The 20,001-nt window shown below is 61.8% G+C and carries 17 protein-coding genes and 1 tRNA gene; 10 read left to right on the top strand and 8 right to left on the bottom strand.

What is annotated here, in order from left to right; genetic code table 11:
• Positions 1-14 precede the first annotated feature (14 nt).
• Together QDT69_RS28545 and ccoS are read left to right on the top strand one after the other, a co-directional pair.
• On the top strand, positions 15-2,270 hold the full coding sequence (locus tag QDT69_RS28545; RefSeq protein WP_279709794.1) for a heavy metal translocating P-type ATPase: 2,256 nt from the start codon (positions 15-17) through the stop codon (positions 2,268-2,270).
• On the top strand, positions 2,267-2,419 hold the full coding sequence (gene ccoS / locus QDT69_RS28540) for a cbb3-type cytochrome oxidase assembly protein CcoS (RefSeq protein ID WP_163153824.1): 153 nt from the start codon (positions 2,267-2,269) through the stop codon (positions 2,417-2,419). The genes QDT69_RS28545 and ccoS overlap by 4 nt, the downstream gene beginning before the upstream one ends.
• 618 nt (positions 2,420-3,037) lie before the next feature.
• Here ccoS and QDT69_RS28535 read toward each other — a convergent pair.
• Genes QDT69_RS28535 through QDT69_RS28520 form a run of 4 tightly spaced genes read right to left on the bottom strand, consistent with a single transcriptional unit; the run spans position 3,038 to position 7,120 of the window.
• Positions 3,038-3,811, bottom strand: a complete 774-nt coding sequence (locus QDT69_RS28535; RefSeq protein WP_279709793.1) for a hypothetical protein — start codon at positions 3,809-3,811, stop codon at positions 3,038-3,040.
• On the bottom strand, positions 3,808-4,941 hold the full coding sequence (locus QDT69_RS28530) for a DUF2235 domain-containing protein (RefSeq protein WP_279709792.1): 1,134 nt from the start codon (positions 4,939-4,941) through the stop codon (positions 3,808-3,810). The genes QDT69_RS28535 and QDT69_RS28530 overlap by 4 nt, the downstream gene beginning before the upstream one ends.
• Positions 4,942-4,955: 14 nt before the next feature.
• On the bottom strand, positions 4,956-5,909 hold the full coding sequence (locus tag QDT69_RS28525; RefSeq protein ID WP_279709791.1) for a hypothetical protein: 954 nt from the start codon (positions 5,907-5,909) through the stop codon (positions 4,956-4,958).
• Positions 5,906-7,120: a patatin-like phospholipase family protein gene (locus QDT69_RS28520; protein WP_279709790.1), complete on the bottom strand. Its 1,215-nt coding sequence runs from the start codon at positions 7,118-7,120 to the stop codon at positions 5,906-5,908. The genes QDT69_RS28525 and QDT69_RS28520 overlap by 4 nt, the downstream gene beginning before the upstream one ends.
• 468 nt (positions 7,121-7,588) lie before the next feature.
• On the opposite strand from QDT69_RS28520, the gene QDT69_RS28515 reads away from it, so the two are divergent.
• From QDT69_RS28515 to QDT69_RS28495, 5 genes are all read left to right on the top strand, one after another.
• Positions 7,589-7,873 (top strand): hypothetical protein, encoded by a 285-nt coding sequence (locus QDT69_RS28515; protein ID WP_347952066.1) that lies wholly within the window; start codon positions 7,589-7,591, stop codon positions 7,871-7,873.
• Positions 7,874-7,918: 45 nt separating this feature from the next.
• On the top strand, positions 7,919-8,356 hold the full coding sequence (locus QDT69_RS28510) for a hypothetical protein (protein WP_279709788.1): 438 nt from the start codon (positions 7,919-7,921) through the stop codon (positions 8,354-8,356).
• 1 nt (position 8,357) lies between these two features.
• Positions 8,358-9,086 carry an SOS response-associated peptidase family protein gene (locus QDT69_RS28505; RefSeq protein ID WP_279709787.1) on the top strand — a complete coding sequence of 243 codons (729 nt, stop codon included), beginning with the start codon at positions 8,358-8,360 and terminating at the stop codon, positions 9,084-9,086.
• A gap of 88 nt (positions 9,087-9,174) precedes the next feature.
• Positions 9,175-10,254, top strand: a complete 1,080-nt coding sequence (locus QDT69_RS28500) for a hypothetical protein (RefSeq protein ID WP_279709786.1) — start codon at positions 9,175-9,177, stop codon at positions 10,252-10,254.
• A 1-nt stretch (position 10,255) separates the two neighbouring features.
• On the top strand, positions 10,256-10,867 hold the full coding sequence (locus QDT69_RS28495) for a hypothetical protein (RefSeq protein WP_279709785.1): 612 nt from the start codon (positions 10,256-10,258) through the stop codon (positions 10,865-10,867).
• A gap of 448 nt (positions 10,868-11,315) precedes the next feature.
• Here QDT69_RS28495 and QDT69_RS28490 read toward each other — a convergent pair whose 3' ends face one another.
• Entirely contained in the window at positions 11,316-11,525 is a 210-nt protein-coding gene (locus tag QDT69_RS28490) for a helix-turn-helix transcriptional regulator (RefSeq protein ID WP_279709784.1), read from the bottom strand.
• Between the two features lie 79 nt (positions 11,526-11,604).
• On the opposite strand from QDT69_RS28490, the gene QDT69_RS28485 reads away from it, so the two are divergent.
• Positions 11,605-12,015 (top strand): hypothetical protein, encoded by a 411-nt coding sequence (locus QDT69_RS28485; RefSeq protein WP_279709783.1) that lies wholly within the window; start codon positions 11,605-11,607, stop codon positions 12,013-12,015.
• A 1,204-nt stretch (positions 12,016-13,219) separates the two neighbouring features.
• Here QDT69_RS28485 and QDT69_RS28480 read toward each other — a convergent pair.
• Both QDT69_RS28480 and QDT69_RS28475 read right to left on the bottom strand, forming a co-directional pair.
• Positions 13,220-13,531, bottom strand: a complete 312-nt coding sequence (locus QDT69_RS28480; protein ID WP_279708628.1) for a DUF736 domain-containing protein — start codon at positions 13,529-13,531, stop codon at positions 13,220-13,222.
• A gap of 703 nt (positions 13,532-14,234) precedes the next feature.
• A complete protein-coding gene (locus QDT69_RS28475) occupies positions 14,235-16,247 on the bottom strand; it encodes a ParB/RepB/Spo0J family partition protein (protein ID WP_279709782.1) in 2,013 nt (670 codons plus the stop codon).
• Positions 16,248-17,654: 1,407 nt separating this feature from the next.
• Here QDT69_RS28475 and QDT69_RS28470 point away from each other — a divergent pair.
• Positions 17,655-18,905 (top strand): hypothetical protein, encoded by a 1,251-nt coding sequence (locus QDT69_RS28470; RefSeq protein ID WP_279709781.1) that lies wholly within the window; start codon positions 17,655-17,657, stop codon positions 18,903-18,905.
• Between the two features lie 72 nt (positions 18,906-18,977).
• Here QDT69_RS28470 and QDT69_RS28465 read toward each other — a convergent pair.
• Positions 18,978-19,051: transfer RNA gene (locus QDT69_RS28465), tRNA-Gly, on the bottom strand.
• Positions 19,052-19,610: 559 nt separating this feature from the next.
• Here QDT69_RS28465 and QDT69_RS28460 point away from each other — a divergent pair.
• The gene (locus QDT69_RS28460) at positions 19,611-19,997 is read left to right on the top strand and encodes a YciI family protein (protein WP_279709780.1); all 387 of its coding nucleotides are present in this window, start codon (positions 19,611-19,613) and stop codon (positions 19,995-19,997) included.
• Positions 19,998-20,001: the final 4 nt, after the last annotated feature.

Genomic DNA, 20,001 nt, shown 5'->3' with positions numbered 1-20,001 from the left:
TGCGGAGCTGATCCATGAGCTGTTGTGCGTCGGGCGCGGACGTCTACCTTTACCAAGCCAAGGCCGAGGACGACGAGGTCCTGCTTGCCAGCCGGCCGGTCCACGACGGGCTGCGTCAGACCGACCTGTCAGTGCCCGGCATCCATTGCGGCGGCTGCCTGCAGCGGATCGAGGCGACGCTTCGTCCACTCGATGGCGTAGGCGAAGTCAGGGCCAGTCTCTCGACCCGGCGCGTCAAGGTGCTCTGGCGTGGCGACAGGCCACCTCCGCTCCTGGGGACACTAAGATCGATCGGCTATCCGTCCCACGTCCACGATATCGACACTGGCGCAAAAGACGTGGTGCCGGTCCAGTTGCTGCGCGCCTTGGCGGTTGCAGGCTTTGCGTCCAGCAACATCATGCTGCTGTCGGTTTCGGTCTGGGCCGGCGCGGAAACCGGGACGCGCGACCTCTTCCACTGGATGTCAGCGTGCATCGCGCTTCCGACCCTTGCCTATTCCGGCCGGATTTTCTTCCGCTCGGCCTGGCATGGCTTGAGGCACGGGCGGACCAACATGGACGTCCCGATCACGATCGGGGTCCTGCTCACCTTCTTCATGAGCCTCTACGAGACCATTCATCACGCTCCCTACGCGTATTTCGATGCGGCGGTATCGCTGCTGTTCTTTCTGCTGATCGGCCGCACGCTGGACCACGTCATGCGCGAGCGCGCGCGGCAGGCCGTGGATGGGCTGGCGCGGCTCGCGGCGCGCGGTGCGCTCGTCCTGCGATCCGACGGCAGCCAAACGTATCTACCGGTTGACGAGATCGAGCCGGGCATGTCGATCCTGCTGGCCGCCGGCGACCGTGTCCCGGTCAACGCGCGCATTCTCAGGGGACAGTCCGAACTCGACTATTCGCTGGTGTCCGGCGAGAGCGCGCCGCAGCCCGCGGTCGAGGGCGCAGAGATCCAGGCTGGTATTCTCAACCTGACCGGTCCCTTGACGATCGTTGCGACCGCCACGGCGGAGCAATCGTTCCTCGCCGACATGCGGCGGATGATGGATGCAGCCGACGCCGGCCGATCAACCTATCGCCGGATCGCTGACCGCGCCGCGCGGCTCTACGCCCCGCTGGTTCATTCGGTCGCATTCCTCAGCTTCCTCGGATGGATGCTCGCGACCGGCGATGCGCACCGTGCCATCACCATCGCGATCGCTGTTCTGATCGTCACCTGCCCCTGCGCGCTTGGCCTCGCCGTTCCGATGGTCCACGTCGTCACCGCCCGTCGGCTATTCGAGAAAGGCATCATGATCAAGGACGGGAGTGCGCTGGAACGACTTGCCGAAGTCAACGTCGTCATCTTCGACAAGACCGGCACGCTGACCGCCGGTCAGTCGCGCCTGACCGCGAGGGGCAGCACCGATGCTGATTCGATCGGTCTGGCTAGCGCGCTCGCGACGCACTCGCGCCACCCCTATTCCCAAGCGCTAGCAAACTTCCGGCCGGTTGGATCGCACCCCGCCTTCGATACGGTATCCGAATTTCCCAGCAAAGGTGTCGAAGCGCGGGCCGACGGCAACATCTACCGTCTGGGCCGCCCTGATTGGGCCGTGTTCGACGAGCTCACCCCGAATGATGACGACGCGGCCGTGACGCTGTCGATCAACGGCATCGCGTCAACCCATTTCCATTTCGATGACACCCTGCGGGCGGGAGCGCGCGAGGCCGTCGCAGACGTCAGACGATCGCACGCGTTCGTGGAAATTCTGTCCGGCGACACGGAAGCGCGCGTTCGCGACATTGCGCAGGAGCTCGAGTTGACGTGGGTAGCCGGCGCCACCCCGGCAGACAAGATCAGACACATCTCCGCGTTGAAGCAAGCTGGTAACAAGGTCCTGATGATCGGTGATGGATTGAACGACGCAGCCGCGCTGCGTACGGCTGATGTGTCGATGGCCCCGGCCTCAGCGTCGGACATTGGACGCAACGCCGCTGATCTCGTCTTCTTGCGCGATAACCTTGAGGCCGTTCCGCAGGCCATCGCACTATCGCAAACGGCTCGCGCGCTGATTCGGCAGAACTTCCTGCTCGCGATCACTTACAACGTCGTGGCGATCCCCCTCGCCGTCTTCGGCTGGGTCACCCCGCTGCTCGCCGCGATCGCCATGTCGCTTTCGTCCGTGACGGTCGTCGCCAATGCTCTCAGGCTTCATAGCCGGCCGAGGCATGCACCTGGCAACGTACTCCAACCGGCAACAAAGCCTGCGGTCCTGGGGGCGCTCGAATGATCGATTTCTTCTTCCTCGTACCGATCGCGATCGGCCTCGGCCTGGCGGGTCTGGCTTCGTTCATGTGGACGCTCAAGAACGGCCAGTATGACGATCTTGAGGGCGCGGCGGAGCGGATCTTGTTTGAGAGCAAGCAGGGTCCCGAGTAGCCAGGGCCAACGCGGAAGCCCTTCTGCGCCTTGTCCATCGACAGGACCTTGGTGGGTTTATGATGCGCTCGGAGGGCGTTCGCATTTTATGCAATTTCAATGACTTGGCACACTAAATCAAAGAGTCAGGTGCGTTTCCTGCCGAAGAGTACCTTTTAGAACAGGCACGAGCGCCACACTTTTCGCGTAACGAACCTTATGCGAATTCAGGTCATCAGGAGGACGCTCGCCTGTTTTCTGGTGTCGTCCGCGTTTGATTTTGACACTGGCGCCCGCTTGAATTTGTCACTGGCCCCGTTGAAGCAATTGACCCTTCCAGCCAACGGCGTTTCTCGTGCACTGCAGTTCTGATCCCTTGCGATCGGAATTTGTCACTGACGCAAACACTGAGCTTCGCGTTCGTTACGTTACCGAGTTCAATCCCAGGCGACGGAGACTTTGCTCGACGGCGTCAAGAAGAGTCCGCCGCCGCGCCGACCTCGGCCGGAATCGCGCCGGGCGTGGCGGCGCGGTCGGCGGAAACGTACCGCCGTCACGGCAGAGGCCGGACTGACCAAACTTATGCAGCCAGTGTCGCCCCCTTCTCCGAGACCTTTGGACCACCGGACGAACACGACGTCAGGCGTTACGCAGACCCGGCGTCTCGACGAAGAACGGATAGCGGATGCCCTCGATGTCCGGCGCATCGGCGATCTTCGCCACCACCGTCATCGTCAATTCGGAGCCAACGTGCCGCTTGAAGATCGCGGCAGCGAAACCGAATGCGAACTCCGACAGGTCGTTCGCGACCGGTGCCATCTCGCCGAGCAGCTTGCGGTGGGCCTCGTTGACGTCGGGCTCGCCCAGCGCCGCCGCCATACCGTGGACGACCACGTAGTCTGAGACGAAAAAGAAGGTATTGAGCAGCGCGGTGTTGAAGTAGACGGCCCAGTCTGCCTCCTCGCCGTCGGCCTCGCCGGCCGCTTTCTCGAAGGCCGCGTCGACATCGTCGATCGCGGGATGGTGGAAGGCGAAGTTGTTGCGGATCGTCGAGAGACTGCTCCCCTTGCCGAACCGCTTTTTGAGCCGGTCCAGCGCCTCAGCGGCCGGTCCGTCCAACAGCGGCAGGAATTCCCTGCCCAGCGGCCGCTTGAGAAATCGGTCCTCCACCAGGCGCCAGGCCTCCCACATCGAGCCGATCGTGAGCCGCACGAACACCTGGGTCTGCGCGCCTTGGAGCCGCTGCTTCACGGGATCTTCGGCGTCTCCGTTGGTCAGGACGATCACCAGCTTCCAGAGTGCGTTCACCTGGTTCGACGCGTGGCCGAGCGCGAGGAAGAGCGCGCGTTCCTCCTTCGCCATCGAGCGAAGCAGATCCTTGGTGACGCCTAGCCTGAGGATGTCGAGCGTCACATCACACCCACTTTGGGATCCGCCGCTTTGACGGCCCCGACGAGCTTGCCTGGATCGATCTCTTTCGCCTTCGCCCACGCGACCAGGTTCTTCGGACGGTAGGTCGCGTCGTTGCGCCAGCGGTCGAACACTGAACCGTCGATGGTCTCGTTGATGCGCGACGTCGTCGCCGCCGTTCCCGTCTCCGGCGCGATGCCGACGGACCGGAAGAATCGTTTCGAGAAGAAGTGGTAGAATCCCTTTCCGAACTCGCTGTAGGAATCGTTGATGGCCGGGGCTTTTTCCGTCGCGTCGATCTCGACCGCGTTCCGATAGGCGAGGCCCAGCGCGCCGGCCTTCTCCATCAGCCAGACCAGGGGGCGCTGCGACAGCGGGTCGCTGGCGTAACCGCCGCCGACGTTCGCGTGACAGCCGACGAACCAACGCTGCTCCACGTGCTCGATTGGGCGTTCGGGCGCGCCCGCCTCTCCGGTCTTGACAGTCCGCGTCCAGAAGGTCGCCTCGAAGTCCGCTCGGTGCTCGTCGAGTGCCAGCGCGTGAAACGCATACTCGTTGTCTAGGCGAAGATGCGTGTCGAGGAAGCGGTACTTGTGGACCTTGGCCTCGGCGCTGCTGAGCGGGATGCCCATCGCCCCTACGGTGTCCCAGACGCCGACGAACTTGATCTTGGTCGGGCTCGAATACTTCGTCAGCCACCGTTCCTCGAGCGACGCGTCTTGCGCCAGCGGCTTTCCGAGCAGCGACCTGATGGTCGGCGCGACGTAGAGACGGTACCGCGCGTAGAGTTGCTCGATCGACAGCGGCGCACCGAGCCGCAGGATCCCGCACTTGCTGATCAGTCCAGATAGCGACCGCGCCGTGTACGCGCCGCGGCTGAATCCGAAGATGAAAATCTCGTCGCCGTCGTCGAAGTTCTCGATCAGCCACGTGTAGGCGCGGATGATCTCGTCGTCGATGCCGTATCCGGCGACCCCGCCGCGGACCACCTCGCCTCGGATCGTGCCGACGCCCTGCGAGTAGTAGACGCGCTGGTCGGCGGTCTCTGTCGTCAGCGACTTCAACCGCCAGACGTTCGTGTTGTTGTTGAGCGTGTTGAACGTGCCGTCCAGGAAGATCGCGAGCCGTTTCATCGAAAGCTCCCTACCTAGCGCGGATAGCGCCGACGGACACCGTACCGTTGGCGCAAGCTGTCCGCGTTCGCATCGAGGATGTGGGCTTTCTTCGAGACGAACGAGACTCTGGATGAGATCTCGGTCGATTTGGCCTTCAGATTGACGACCTCATAGGCGCCGGTGTGATCGCCGATGGACTGGATGATCACGTCGCCTGTCTTGGTCGTCTTGAGGTCGATGTCCTCCTCGAAGAGGAGATCGCGGATTTCCTGCCGCGGATGATCGTACATGTTGTCGTAGTTCGACGAGCAGATCGCCACGGTCGGATCGACGTGTCTCAGGAAATTCTTGGTGGTGAAACCGTTGTCGGCGCCGTGGTGCGCCAAGATCATTACGTCGGTCTCGCTCTTCAGGATCCGGCATCGGCGCAGCCTGGCGCTGATGAGGGAATCCTCGACGTCGCCCAGGCTTAGGACGTTGAAGCTGCCGCCGCGGAACAGTTTGACAGTCGAGTTGTCGTTGGCGTTCTGCACGATGTGGTACGGATTGTAGAACATGTCGTTGAACGCCAGCGCAGAAGCGTGGTTCAGCCCCTGGATGTAGGTGGGCGTGATGTGCCGGATCGTCGGCACGAAACCGGTGTTGCGTCGTCTGGACCGGTATTCCGCGATCATCGCCAGACAATCCTCGCCATGACCGTAGTCCTTGAGGGGATTGTAGCCCGGGCACTCGATGAGCCGCGGACGGGTGAGATTCAGAAGGTCCGACAGTTCGTACTTGTTGCAGTGATCGGAATCCCAACTGGTGATGTGAAGGCTGGCCGCCTCCTCGACGCCGCAGATCTCCATCTCGCGCTCGACTGAGGGGCGGCTATCGGCGGTGAGCCTCCCTTCGATCATCGTGAAGCGGCCGTCGGCGAAATAAGAAAAGGAAGAGCCGGACGTGCCGAGGTAGTAGGCGCGAAAGCGCGTGCGGATGCTTCTCATGCGGGATCCCCCCATGGCGACGATTGCGGAAACCGGTCCGGCACGTGCGTCGTCAGCGTGGCGTCGGCGATCTCGAATCCATGGCGTGCGAGCAAGTCGAACTGGCCCTCCGACGGTGCCCTGAGGTCGGTAGGATGGCGGAGCGCCAGCTCTGCCTGTTCGTCGGTCTGGAAGGCGTCGTAGAAGGACGGCGTCCGGGTCGTACCGCTCTTGACGTCGACGGCACGGACGGAATTGCCCATGCGGACCAGCACTCCGTCGACCGTGCCGTTCGCGATGTCCGCGATCAGCATCCGGCTGCGCAGCGCGCGGATCTGGTCGCCGGCGACGTCGAACAGCCTGGGGCTGGACAAGCCCCCGCGCAGCAGGGTTGCCATATGGGAGCCGCCGGGAGGCCGCAGCGGGCCGGATGCGTCGCTGCAGATCAGGAAGTCGCACGAGCGCAGGCCCCGCCCCAGCTTGGTCAGCGCCTCGAGCCCCATGTTGTCGTAGGCACCACCGTCCCAGAGCAGCACCGACGTCGCCGGCGGCGTCTTTGGACGCATCTGTCCGCGGGTCGCCGGATCGGTTTCCCACCAGCCGGCGGCTGGCAGCGCCAGCGGCATCGCGCCGATCGCGTACGGCACCGCGGCCGAGGCGGCGACGGCGACCGAGATCGGCACGTTGGGAGCGTAGTGCCGGCCGAAGGTCCAGTCGCCCATCTCGCGCTTGGAGAAGCGCCAGTTCTTGCCGGTGTCGATGCAGGTCGCGTTGATCAACCACTCCGGCGCGTCCGGAAGTTCGGCGAGACGTCCTGAGACCCCCCATACGCGCTCGAGCATGGTCGCCAGGACCGCCGCCCGGCGGCGGACGAGGTCGAGCCTGAACTCGGCCAGTCCCGCCCACCCTATCGATCTGACGCTGAGAAGGTCGGCCGCGGTGATCCGCCGTCGGAGCTCGGGATAGACCGACCCCAGATATTCGGCCGAGGACGGCCACTTCATGCCGGTCTGGGAGAAGATCGCCGCGGCGACCAGGCTGCCCCCGGACACGGTGGAGAGCGCCGAGACCTTCTCCAGCAGATCACGGCTCGCCAGCTGTCGCAGCACACCGAGGTGGAACACGGCGGCGCGGATTCCGCCGCCGGACAGCGCAAGACCGATACGTCCGGAACTCGCAGCTGGTTCGAGTTCTGCGTGAGCTTCGAAGGTGTCAGCCGCGGAGTTGTCCACCGACTGCCCCCGTAACAAGGCGGCAGCCGCTCTCGCTGCTCACCTCGATGAAATCTCTTTTCTCGAAAACCATGACCAACCCATTGCAAACTAGCCAGAATTATTGTCGGCAGCCCGGCAACCGCCGAGCTACGGACACCCCAAAACTCTACATATGGTGACAGTTCCCGTACACAAGATGTGCCACCAACATTCCTTAAATCCACTATATGTATGAAATCGCTAAACTTTTGGGCATTCGTAGAACAGCCGTCTGTTCTGGTACTGTTCACGCCAGTTGCGAGTCTCCGGGGTACCAAGAACCATTTCGACTAGACCGACTGTTCTTGTTATGTTCTGTATCTGCCGATGACCAATCACCCCGCGAGCTGGCGCATGCCGACCCGAGCGCAAACGGAAAGATGGGCTCACGCCCTCCCCGATGTCGGCGAGCAGCCTACGTCGGCCTCGTCGGGCCCGGGCGATCCGATGCCGGTCGAATGGTGGGATGCGGTCCTAAGCGACCCCCAGGTCGGCGCCAAACCGCGAGGCTCGGCCGATCGACTGCAGCGACTGGATCAAATCGCTCGGCACCTGCTGCGGGTTGAATGCAGGCGCTGCGGCCGTACCGTCGAGATCCAGAAGGCGGACGCCGTCAGGCTGTACGGCCCCCAGGCACTCTGGAAGACGGTCGCGCAGCCGCTGCTCGACGCCACCTGTCAGGAACGCACCGGACGGCTCGAGGAAGACGGCTGCTGGCCCTCGGTCGGGTAATCGCCGGCGCACCGCTGGAGCAAAAGAAAACTGGATGTCGTGCGGATGGCGCCGAAGCACCACCCCTCTCCTCTGTCCGGTGGCGACCGCAAAGAGCTGGAGAAGGCGCGTGCGATGACGACGATCCTCGCCACGCAGTCGGCCGAGGCACGGGCAAAGGGGGAAGCGCTGATCCGTCGGGCCGACAAACTGAGTTGCGAGTCCTGGAACGAAAAAATGTGGGCCGACGGAGGCCCGATCGATCCGTCGCCCACAATCGACCAGGCAGTGGACGGCGGCTATCCTTGGCTTGAGATCGAATGCTCCCGCTGCAAGACCCGGCGGGAGGTCGACCTCGCGGCCCTACCCCACCCGCCGACGACCTTTGTCCATGATCTGGCCGGCCGGCTTCGGTGCAGCAGGTGCGCAAAGGCCAACCGTCGGCCGGCCGCGACGCTGCTTCAACTCGTGCGACGCGCCCGCCAGGCCGCGCCGGAAACCTGAGATGTGCAACCTCTACAGCATGACCAAGAACGTTGACGCGATGCGTCGCCTCTTCGGAGCGCTCAACAGCAACGTCGGCAATTTGCCCAGCATGCCCGGCATCTTTCCCGACTATTCCGCGCCGATCGTGCGCAATGGTGCCGAAGGGCGCGAGATCGCGATGGCGCGCTGGGGCATGCCGAGCTCGCAGCGGGCGCTGATGGACGCGACCAAGAAACGCGCGGAAAAGCTGCAGGCCAAGGGCAAGACCGTCGATTTCAAGGAACTGCTCCGGATGGAGCCCGATTCCGGAACTACCAACATCCGCAACGTGAATAGCGTGCACTGGAAGCGATGGCTTGGCCCAGAGCATCGCTGCCTTGTGCCGTTCACCTCCTTCAGCGAATACGACACCATCGAAGGCAAGAAGGTGCCGGTCTGGTTCGCTCGGGGAGCAAGTCGGCCCCTGCTCGCCTTCTCCGGCCTCTGGACGAACTGGACGTCGGTCCGAAAGGCGAAGGAAGGCGAGGTCACTGCTGACATCTACGCGTTTCTGACGACGGAGCCGAACGCCGAGGTCGGTCGTGTGCATCCGAAGGCCATGCCGGTGATCCTGACGACGACCGAAGAACACGACGTCTGGATGCGCGCGCCGTGGGACGAAGCCAAGGCGCTGCAACGGCCGTTACCGGACGGCGCATTGAAGATCGTCGCAAGCGGCGAAAAGGAGGACCCGGGCGGAGAGATCTAGCCGCCCGATACGTCCTATTCCGATATCGCCATCTGCCCGCAAACGGTAGCCGAGAGCACGCTTACGCCGGACCGCTGCGGTTCTGGTTGTGCTCGCCGACGTTGCGCCGCTATATTCAGCGTCAAAAAGGGCGAATTGGGGATTGGGGGGAATTTTGGCTGTACAGCACATTCATACCTTTCTGGTTCATCCCGGAAAGGCGACGGGAAAGGCGAAGATCGTAGGCACGACAGTCGCCCTGACCGGCGGAATGTTCGACCTTCTCAACGGGATCTACGCCAAGTCGGACACCGAGTGCGACGTCGACATCACCTTCAGCCCGACCGCCGACGGTAGGCAGCAGAACGATTGCAGGGATCTGGTCGTCGCGTACTTGAGCAAGCCGGACCTCCCGAAGGGACGAAAGATCGCCGAACGGCTCGCCGAGCACAGCGACGGCCGTTCGGGCCTCGGCCTGCTGTTCCTAATCGCGGGCAAGGAGGGGCGTGATCACAAGATCGTCCTGTCCCGCTTTCCGACAGACAGCGCTATCTATGTCGACGAGACACCGGGCACGCTGTCCGTCCAATTCCTCGAACGCGTCTTCATGAAGAGCAAGACCTCTTACAAGGCCGTGCTCTACCAGCACTCTTCGCTGCAGGGCGGCTTCTGGTCCGGACGCGCGATCGACAAGCAACTCAACACGCTGTCGGGCGAGCCGTCGAACTACTGGATCAATGATTTTCTGCTGTCGGACTTCACCACCACGCCGGCGGCGGGCACCCGGCGGCTCGCGATAGCGCTCCGGGACGCCGCGAAGAAGGCGCCACTCGACATCAAACAGGAATTGACCGCCGCGGGAACACTCGCGAGCGGCCTGGCCGGGCAAAGGCTAAACATCGACGATTTCGCAAACCGGCTGGGCCTCTCGGACGCCGCCAAGAGCGCGATCAAGAGCGAGCTCAGATCCTCCGCTGCCGCGCAGGAAGTCTTTCAGTTCGACGTCGGCACCTACAAGAACCTCGTCGCCTTCAAGTCAGTCGAACTAAGCAACGGCGCGCTGCTCACCGCGGACACGGACAAGTTCGACGAGGTCTTCGAACAGGAGCCGGTCGAAGGTTCGAAGGACGAAATCAAGTTCGTGACCCGAGGCCAAGTGATCGATGAAAAACTCAAGACAGCGCGGTGACGTGCTCGAGAAGGAATACGGCGACCGTTACGAAAACGCGCTGAAGCCAGCGGCGAACGCGTTGCGCGGACATCTGGCCGATCTCCTTAAGGAGGAGCCGAGGATCGATCGTGTGACTGCGCGCGCGAAAGATCCGGCAAGCTTCCTCAAGAAGGCCGGAGCGCTATTGGACGGGAAGTCGAAATATTCCGAGCCCCTCGCCCAGATACAGGATCAGATCGGCGCCCGGATCATCACGTTCTTCCGAACTGACGTGGAGCGATTGGACGGCATCATCAAGAGCTACTTCAAGACCATCGAGTTCCGCGACCGGATTCCGGAATCCGAATGGGAGTTCGGCTACTTCGGCAGACACTATGTCTTGGTTCTGCCCAGCGACGTCAAAGGCAACTCCATCGACAAGTCGAAGCTTCCCGAATTCTTCGAACTCCAGATCAAGACACTCTTTCAGCACGCCTGGTCGGAAGCGGAGCACGATCTTGGCTACAAGCCAGGCAGCACGCCCCTCAGCGCCGACGACAAGCGCAAGCTCGCGTACACTTCAGCGCAGGCGTGGGGCGCGGACCACATGTTCGACGAGCTCTTTCGCGCTAGGGGCACGGGGAACAACTGAAGCACTCGATCATTCGATCGGAAGTCAGGGGTGCGAATGCAAGTGGACGGACGAAACCAGGAGGACGTCTTCGAGGAAGCACACCGTCAATCGATGGAGCTTACGGCGCGCATGGACGACATGATGTTGGCCATTGTGAAGGCGCAAGTCACGATCGAAGCGTTCATGGTCGAACTGCTGCAAGCCCACGGAAAAGACCCGGCCCACTGGCGAGACAAACGCCCCCGAGCGCAGCCGAGACGCAGGACACGACGCGTATCACGGAAGATCGGTTTGCTTGGGCGATTTAAAGGTGGAGGGATCACTCGCTTCTCGGCGGTGGCATCCTTGACTTGCTGCGATAGGGCCGGCGGGAAAACGTCAAATCCACGACGCATCACCGTGGCGCCGAAATCCCAACAACCAGCCGGGCCGCCGTCAGTCACGAATTGAGAGGTCGGACGGACAGTCACCGTTCTTGGAACAATGCAATCGGATCGATACCTAAGGCAGCCGAAATCTGTTCAAGAGCATCGACCGTCGGAGCATTTTCTTCGCGCTCAATCATTCCGATGTAGTTGCGATTCAAGCCAGCACGATCAGCCAACTCCTCTTGGGAAAGGCCTCCTTCTTGCCTCCAATATCGAAGATTCCTTGCTACCAACCGCCGCAACTTCATGCGGCATGACGGCACCAATCTCCGCTTGATCTCCACCTAGTATACTAGGTATTTTGGGCGCGAGTTTGGGACGCTTACGATGACCAGCACACCAGCCTTGCCAATTGCAGCATTCGTCGATCGTGTTTTGCTCGATCAGTCATCGATTGGAGAACAGGTCGTACGCGCTGGTTATCGGCAGGGAGATCATGACGTCGTCAGCATTGATGTCCCGATCCAGCTCCTCGAGAAAGAACTCGCGGCTCACCTGGAGATGGTCGTTAGGGTCACGCCGACTGGACAGATTGCATCCCATCTCGTGGATTCATCGGGATCACTACTACCCGCGCCAAAATTGACGACCTCGATCGAACAGTTAGTCTCAGAAACTGTCTCCGCCGAGAATATTCGGTTGGAGGAAGCCACAGCAAACGAATTACGTAGCCTCCTGAGCTCGCTAGAGGCAGCGATTGATCAAGTCCAAGCCGCGCTAGCTGCCATTCCGGGTTAAGTGTCCGGACGACCAACTCTTTCTAGGAGCGCGCAACCCATTAGCTCGATAGGCTCGAACCCACCTTTCGTCACTTGCAAATGTAAGCTTGCAATCAAGGCTCGCGGATCGTCTCGTCGCCATTCGGCGCGTGCGGACCAAAACGCTATGCATTCCCATGATATGCGCGAGGTCGTGCCCAACATCATATTTGCCTCGGAGCCCATGTCTGGGCGAATGACGTGTCTTGAAGCGATGGCCGTGTCCCCTGTCGAGCTGGCGCCCATTGCCGTGGCTCCTTGTCGAGAAGCTCCGAGCTATCCGCGGACGCTTCGACAAGCCGGAACCCGTGGCAATCGTGTCCACTCCATCTGGCGAAAGCCTTACCTTCAGCGCGGTCGAGCCTCACGACGTCGAATGGCTCGTTCTCTCGCGCGACGGCCGATCCTTGTGGATGCCCTGGGACGGGCTTGAATCCATTGTCGCGTGCCCGGCAAGCATTGAGCTTCGTTCACCCCGCGACCGATCGGGCCGCCTAAGAAGTTCAAGCCGCGGCAAAGGACTCTCGGCGAGCCCTGCCGAACGTGCCGAAAATATCCGATCTTCTCTTTGGCTCTTCGGGTCCTGATCGGATCGCGCCCGGCTTCGAACTCATCATCGTCGACACCAAGCATGCGAGCTCGCGCTGCGAAAACCGAGACTCGCCAAGACGTAGACGCAATTTGCAAACCACGAAATAGTCTTAGACCCCGCTTAGCGACATTGCCTCCCCAGGTATCGCCAACACTTGGATGTGCAGACAACGACTTAGCCGCACTCAGGCGCCAGTGCTTTTATCTTGCGCTCTCCCCATCTTCACGATCAACTCGCTTAAGCTTCCTCTCTCTGCCGTGACAAGGCCTTGCGTCGACGCCAGGAAGAGTCACCGACCGCAAAAATCCCGGCGCGCCGTGAAGGTTTCCACGCTCATCAACGGCACAATTTCGTCCCTGGAAGCTGACGAAATAACCCGCTCAGCGATCGAAAATCAGGGCGAGATCGGATTCAAAATCGTGAATGATCGGCCCAAAATTCTACGCCAAAATCGTTCCGGTTGTTCGCATTTTTGCGAGCGGCGAAGCCCCTCTTCCAAACGAAAAAATGCCCCTCTCCTCCCTTTCAAAGCGGCGCAAAGCACGCAAGAGAAGCCCCGCCTCGAGGAGGCGGGGCTTATGATCCGATGCAATCAGTCGCCGCTGCGGCGCGACCAGATCAGGGTGAAACCCTCCTCGCCTTCGACCTTGACCAGCGAGGCGTAGATCGGGGCCGGGAAGCTCGGATCGTCGAGTTTGACCGAGAGATATTCGCGATCGCTGTCGCGGACGGTCTTCTTCCAGGCGGCGCCGAACTCAGTCGCGCCGGCGAAAATGCGGTAGTCGGGAGCCTTGTCGTTGTCCTTCTCGGAGGCCGTGAACTTGGCCTTGATGTTCAGCGTCAGCGTCTTGATCGAGCCGGTGTAGCCGTTGTCCGAAGCGGTGAAAGTGCCGATGGTCGCCATGGTAGTCTCCGTCTGTTGCTCGGGCCGCGCCCATCGCAGCCTCGATGGCGATCTTGGGCTCGGAGGGCGATCGGCCCGCAGCCGTCAGGCCCGCAGCGCCAGCGGAGGACGGCGAAAGCCTGCTTTTTTGTCTTGCGCGAGGAATGCCGCCGCCAGGCCGGCAGGGGAAAAAAGCAGGCGCAGCCGTTGCGGGAAGGCGATCGAGGCACTTGCCGTCCCACGGGCCTGATCAGCCCATTCGAGGCTGCGTTGGACGCGAGCCCGTGTGCGAACTGACGGGGATTACCATGGCTGCCACCGCGTAACGCAGCATAGGAACACGGCCGGATCGATCAGCAAAAAGCCAATGCCTGCATCAATGGCAAGGCTGATGTCTAGGCAAATGACCGCGAGCCCGACCACATTTTGGTACGCGGAACCAACGTCGCTGCCAGAATTATCCGCCGGATTGCGCTCTCGCCTTGCGAGGTCCGGACGTGACCAAGGCGTCCGGTTTGATCACCTCGCCCTGCAAAACGAGGCGCGACACGGCCACCCTGGCTGCTGCATACAGCGTGGATCGGATGGATTGTGGTCCGCATTTGAGAAGAGGCGAGCGTCAGCAATCGCAGCTTCGCTTCAACTGAACCGGCCGCGCGCCGTCAGGTGCGCGGCCGCAAATTTGGAGCTTGCCGGGGCCGCCCTTGCGGCCTCGGCGCTGGCTTCACTCGGCAGCCTGCGAATGGAGTTCGCTGTCCTGCGCGTCGCTTTGCGGATCGACCTGGCCCTCTATGGTGGCCGTCCGTAGCAACGACGGCAGCCAGTCGGTTGCCGCCAGCAGCTGCTCGGCAGCGGCTGCCATCTCGGCTTTTTTCATGCCCGACAAACGCTCCGCCGCCTCCTCACTGACGCCCTCGCGGACGGCCTCAAGGATACAAGCCTTGGTGACCCGGCCGAGATAGCCGCCGACCGTAGGCCGCCAATATCCGGTCATGTCGAGGGCCACGGCCCCTGCCAAATGCCCGGCCGCCGCCATGGCGCGCGGCCTCCGGTCAAACGGCAGCTTGACCGCATTGACGGTCAACGCCGCGCAATGCGCGAACAGGAACATCCGGCTGTCGTGATCGAGTCCGGCCACAAACTCCCACAGCCCGCTCGGGTCTTTGGGCATCTGCCGGGCCCAATTGGCATGGCGATCCGACCACGCCTTACCGGCCGCCGTGTCCTCGATTCCGACCGCATGCGCGGCCAAATCCGTCTTCACGGGTTGAATGCCGACCACATGGGCATTGGCCCCGAAATAGAAGATTTGAGCCGCCAGCGCATGGGTCACCGCCACGATGGCGACCTCCGGCTGCTCACTCAAATTGAGCCGCAGCCCCAAGGTCCGATGCGCGGTGAGGTCACGGACGAGCGTATCAGAGAGCCGCTGATCCTCGTCCTCCTCGTCACCGGCTCCCTCCTCGTCCTCACCATCGCGCGGGGCTTGATCGTCGCTTTCGCCCTCCTCTCCCAATGCCTGAGTATCGCCGTCCTGGCCGGTCTCGGTGTGGGGTTTCTCGTCCTCGGGGCGGATAAAACCGCGTTCGATCCGGACGGTGCCATCATGATTGAGGATCACGAAGGCGCCGCCGCGCGCGATGTCGTCAGGATCGTAGGCCTGCCGTTTGGCTTCCAGCCGGTCGATTTCGGTCTCCAGCTCACCGAACCGCGCGTCCACCTCGTCAGGCAGTTCCTCGGCTGATTGATGCTGCTCAGTGAGCCGGTCGAACTCGGTCTGGACCGTCTGGAGGACGGTCTGATCTTCCGCCGAAAGCTCGACCGGATGCGGGTAGACGCGGCGCATGCCATGGGCGTGCGGGAAGTCGAGATGGGGCTCGGTCCACTTCCACCCCTCGGCCGCCCGCAAGCTGTCCGCCTCACGGCCAAGCCTTGCGGTTACCAAGAGATCGAGCAGTGAGACATCTTCCAGATAGCCGCCGCGATCCTCGGTGAAGAGGTCGCGCAGGATCGTACCACCCGCCTCCGTGTAGGCCTCGAGCCCGACAAACCGCGCGCGGCGATCGGTTGCAGCCACATGGGTTTCGGTGAGCAGACGGCGGATGGTGGCGGCATCCCGGTCGTAGGACAGGCGCTCATAGACGGCCTCCTGCCGCGCCTGATCATCGGTGATGGCGAAGGCCATCACCTGCTCAAGGGCCAGCTCGCCATCCCGATAGAGCTGGATCAGGCGTGGAGAAACCGCACCCAGCCGCAGCCGTTGCCGCACCACATTGGGCGTCACGCCGAACCGAGCCGCGATCTCCTCCGCACCGAAACCCCGCTCGTCCGCAAGCTTCCTGAACGCCTCGAACTGGTCGGCCGGGTGCATGTTTTCCCGGGTGACATTCTCGTCCAGGCTGATTTCGTGCGGATCGTTCGCGGTGTCGACGACGCAACGGATCGGCTCGGTCTTCCTGATCTCCTTCCGCTTGACCCGCAGCAGCTGGGCGAGCCGTCTGCCCTCGCCGATGGTCACGAGGTAGAACCCGGTAGCGGTTCCCTCTCCATCGAACTCCGGTTCGACCACCAGATTCTGCAAAATGCCCTTGGCGGCGATGCTCGCCGCATAGGCCTCGATCGCCGCCTCGCTGTGCGGCGTCTTGCGCGCATTCTTGGGCGACTTTTTCAGTTTGTTGAGCGGAATGAACATCTCCGTCCCGCTCGCGGCAATGATTTCAACGTGCTTGGCCGACATGATCAATCTTCCTCTTGCTTCCATGGGTGCAAGGCGCACCACGCGCCTGCACCCCTGCCCGTCGGCGAGACCGGGGGTAGCAAGTGCCAGGGCGACCCGAGTGGAGGGGGATCTCCCGCCCGCAAGGGCCGCTCGTAAGAGCGGGTCTGCACGGGCGCATGTCAGTCGTTCGAGAAGGTGAAGTATCTGCGAAAGCGCGGAAGACCGGGGAGACCGCTCGGGGCGGCGCCGGCAAAAGCCGGCGCTTTACCCTGGCGCGCGCGAGGGGCGGATGCCCCTTAGATCTCAAGCGTGAGAATGCCGGGCAACTCGGAAGAAGTGAAATCAAGCCAAGAGTGAGAAAATCAAAGAGGCAGCCGACGAGAGGGCAGTGATAGCGACGCGGGCATGCAATGACCGCGGGCACCGAGGCGACTGCAGTCGCGAGACCGGTTAACAAGGCACCCGAGCGCGGGACAGTGATAACGACGCCGGCATGCAATGCCGGCGGGACCCGCGAGCGAGTGCCTCCGGCGAGCGACACATTACTATCTACTACTTGCGCGAGGGATCGACGCCGGATGGCCGAGACGCCGCGCGTCTCGTTGACGAGAGCCCGGTGCGGCCACCGCCGCACGCGCCGAAACAATCGGCCGACGGGCGCTCAAGCCTGTGGCAGCGGCACTTCCTCTGTAGCTTTGGTTTGCGCGTCGTAGATCCTGACGCGAAGGATGGGGAAGCGCTTCTTCAGCTCCGCCGCTCCTGCCCAAGCCCCGTCTCTGGTTTCAAATTCGGCCTTTAATCGACCGTCGACTTCGAGGGCATAGCCAGAAGTGGGCAGTCTACGAGCAGCAGCAACCATCTTCGTCCCTAATAAATTGGGCTGATCGACAATATTTGCTTAGCGTGAGTCGGCCGGATCGCACCAGCACGTGGATAACCGGGGTTTTCTGTGAGCAGACTTCCCGCAAATATCGCACACCTGTGCCGCAATCCATCATCAGGAAGTTTGAGCTAGCGCCGGCCATGTTCGGGCAATCAGGTCTAACTTCAGCATCCGCGTAGTTCGATCTCAATAAAAAATGATCACTGGGTCCTTATGTGATCGCACTGTCTCACCTTGATTCTAGCGCCTTCCAGATACCGCAACCTGCACCAGGCTTGTTCTACGTTCAGTGGAGCGATCGTGGAGAGTCATGATTAGATGAAGTCAGTTGCTCTGTCGCGCTCGTATCCACTCCCTTCGATGTCGAAAGTTCGATTTACTGAGGCAGACGTCAAGCGTGCTGTTAGAGGCATCCTCGACAGTGGCGGCAGAGTTGCGCGCGTTGAGATTTGGCCAGACGGACGCATTTCTGTGTTGATGCGAGAAGAAAGATCGATTCAAATCGATCCCGAGGACGACCCGGAGGTGTCCAGGAGACTGCTTTGAAACGAGTTGGGCGATCGGCGCTACCGCTACCTCGGTACACCCTGCGTAAGCGTCTCAAGGGCGGCGTCTTCGGATACTTTTTCAATATTCCGATGTGGGCACGCAAGCGTGGATGCTCGATCGAAAACGAGGCACTTGGCACCGATTACAGTCGCGCGGTTACGCGCGCAGAACAAATCCTGCTCCCCGCTTTCGATAGTTGGCGCACCGGTGGCGAGGACGCAAAACCAACTCACACCGGCGTGGTCGTCGGTACGTTGGATTGGATGTTTCACCTCTACCGCCAAACTTGGTCTCAACCGACAGCCAAGCGGCTCCAGCCTTTGAGCCCAGGCCAATGCCGGGTTCACGAGACTGGGATCAAGATGATCTGCGAATACATCCTGCAGGATGGACGACGATTGGGCGTTCGCCGCGTCTCAAGCATCGACACCGCTTTCGTCGACGATCTCTTTGCAAAGCTCCTGTTCAGAGACGTGAACGGCAAGAAAGTCGAGCGGCGCACCACGGTCAACCATGCGATGAAGACTGCTCGTAGCGCCTGGAATACGATTTCTCGAGCACATCCAGGTGCGTTTCCGCCAAAGAATCCGTTCGAAAGAATGGGCTTGCAATCGACCTCGCGAGAAACACCGCACGCCACCTTCGCCGAACTTGTAGCGTTCCGCGCCAAAGCGATCGAGATGGGCTATTCCTCGCTGGCTACGGGTGCCTTAATCGGTTGGGAATTGCTTCAACGCGAGGCGCATATCTTCATCCGCTTCATGGTCGACCACTACCGCCCACCAAGCCGGCCCGACCATGTCTACGTCATCAACTACAAGACGAGCACCGGATCCTGGGAGCCGCTACTGAACTCAAAAGGCGCCCCACTCTATCCGGTCCTAATGGCTGAGCTCGACGCCATCAAGCAGCTGCGTCCAACTGGCGGCCTGATGATGCGGCGTGATGGCAGCAGTCTGCCCTGGTTTGGCAAGGCAGAAATGCTGACGCAGGTCCAGCGCATCACGAAGAAGATTATCTTGGCTGCGGGTCTGCGGCCGGAGTTGACGTTCACCTCGTTCGGCCGACACGGCGGTACCACCGAAGCGAGCGCATCTGGTCTTACGGAAACTCAGCTGATGCAGAAGGGCCAATGGTCATCGACAGCAGCGATGGCTCACTATCTGCACGATGACGACGAGGCAAAGCAGGATGCGCAAATGAAACGCATCAAGCGCCGAGCAAGACAAGCGAAGGGAAAGTGAACGTTTGTCAGAATGGAAAAACGCGGCCTGTCAGAACGAGACCGCCCTATCACGCTAAATCATTGAAAACATTGGAGCGGGTGAAGGGAATCGAACCCTCGTATTCAGCTTGGAAGGCTGCTGCTCTACCACTGAGCTACACCCGCATCGAACGATCCCCTAACACGGCCCGACGGCCGCCTCAACCGCCTCGGCGGGCGTCCTTGTGCACAGGTCCACGGCAATTTGCCCGCGTATTCCGCCCGGTTCCTGGGGCGGACGGGCCGGATGGCGGCCTTAACAGCGGCAGATTCGCCACCTATATTGCTGGTCCCATCAACAAAGAAAGGAGGTGATCTAGTGTCTTGTCTCAAGCGCTGTCACCTCGCTGGGATCGCCCGCTAGGCGCTGAGCAATCAGCCTGGCATCGGGGCGCTCTCAGCCCTGGACCAGCGAGACATCAACATCGGGGGCGCGGCGGAAGCAACTCCGCCGTGCCTTTTTTGCTGTTCGGGCGGCGCGATTCGCCGCCGCCATGCGACCTGCGGGCTGCCTTGTCGCAGCACAAAATCGGTCCGATCCGCTACACATGAAATGTCGGCGCGGGCGCGCGCGAGACGTCCTAAAGCATGATCCGGAAAAGTGCGAAGCGGTTTTCCGGAAAGATCATGCTCGAACATCATCGCGCTTCAGCGCCTGCCGCAGCAGAAATGAGGAGTTCACTAGATGCTTTATGCCATCCTGGCCTATCACGTCGAAGCCGAGGTCAAGTCGTGGAATGCCGATGAGGACGCAGCCGTCATGGCGGGTCTGCGCGAGGTCCATCAACGGCTGAAGGGCCGGCTCGGGCCGGCTGCGCGGCTCGGCGAGACCCGCAAGGCCAGCACCCTGCGCGGGCCCGGCCGCGGCGTCGTGATCGACGGCCCGTTCGCGGAAACCAAGGAGCAACTGCTCGGCTTCTACGTGATCAATTGCGCCGATGAGGCGGAGGCGATCGCCGCGGCGCGCGACTTGCGCAGCGTCAACCCGTCGGCAGTCTACGAGATCCGCCCGCTGAAGCTTTACATCCCCGGTGCACCGTTTCCGGAGACCGCGGGCCCGGGCGACGTGTAGAAAT

The organism is Bradyrhizobium sp. CER78, from assembly GCF_029846235.1.
In the GTDB taxonomy this organism is placed as follows: Bacteria; Pseudomonadota; Alphaproteobacteria; order Rhizobiales; family Xanthobacteraceae; genus Bradyrhizobium.
Note: the sequence above shows the minus strand (reverse complement) of the source record. Positions and strands in the feature narration are given on the sequence as shown.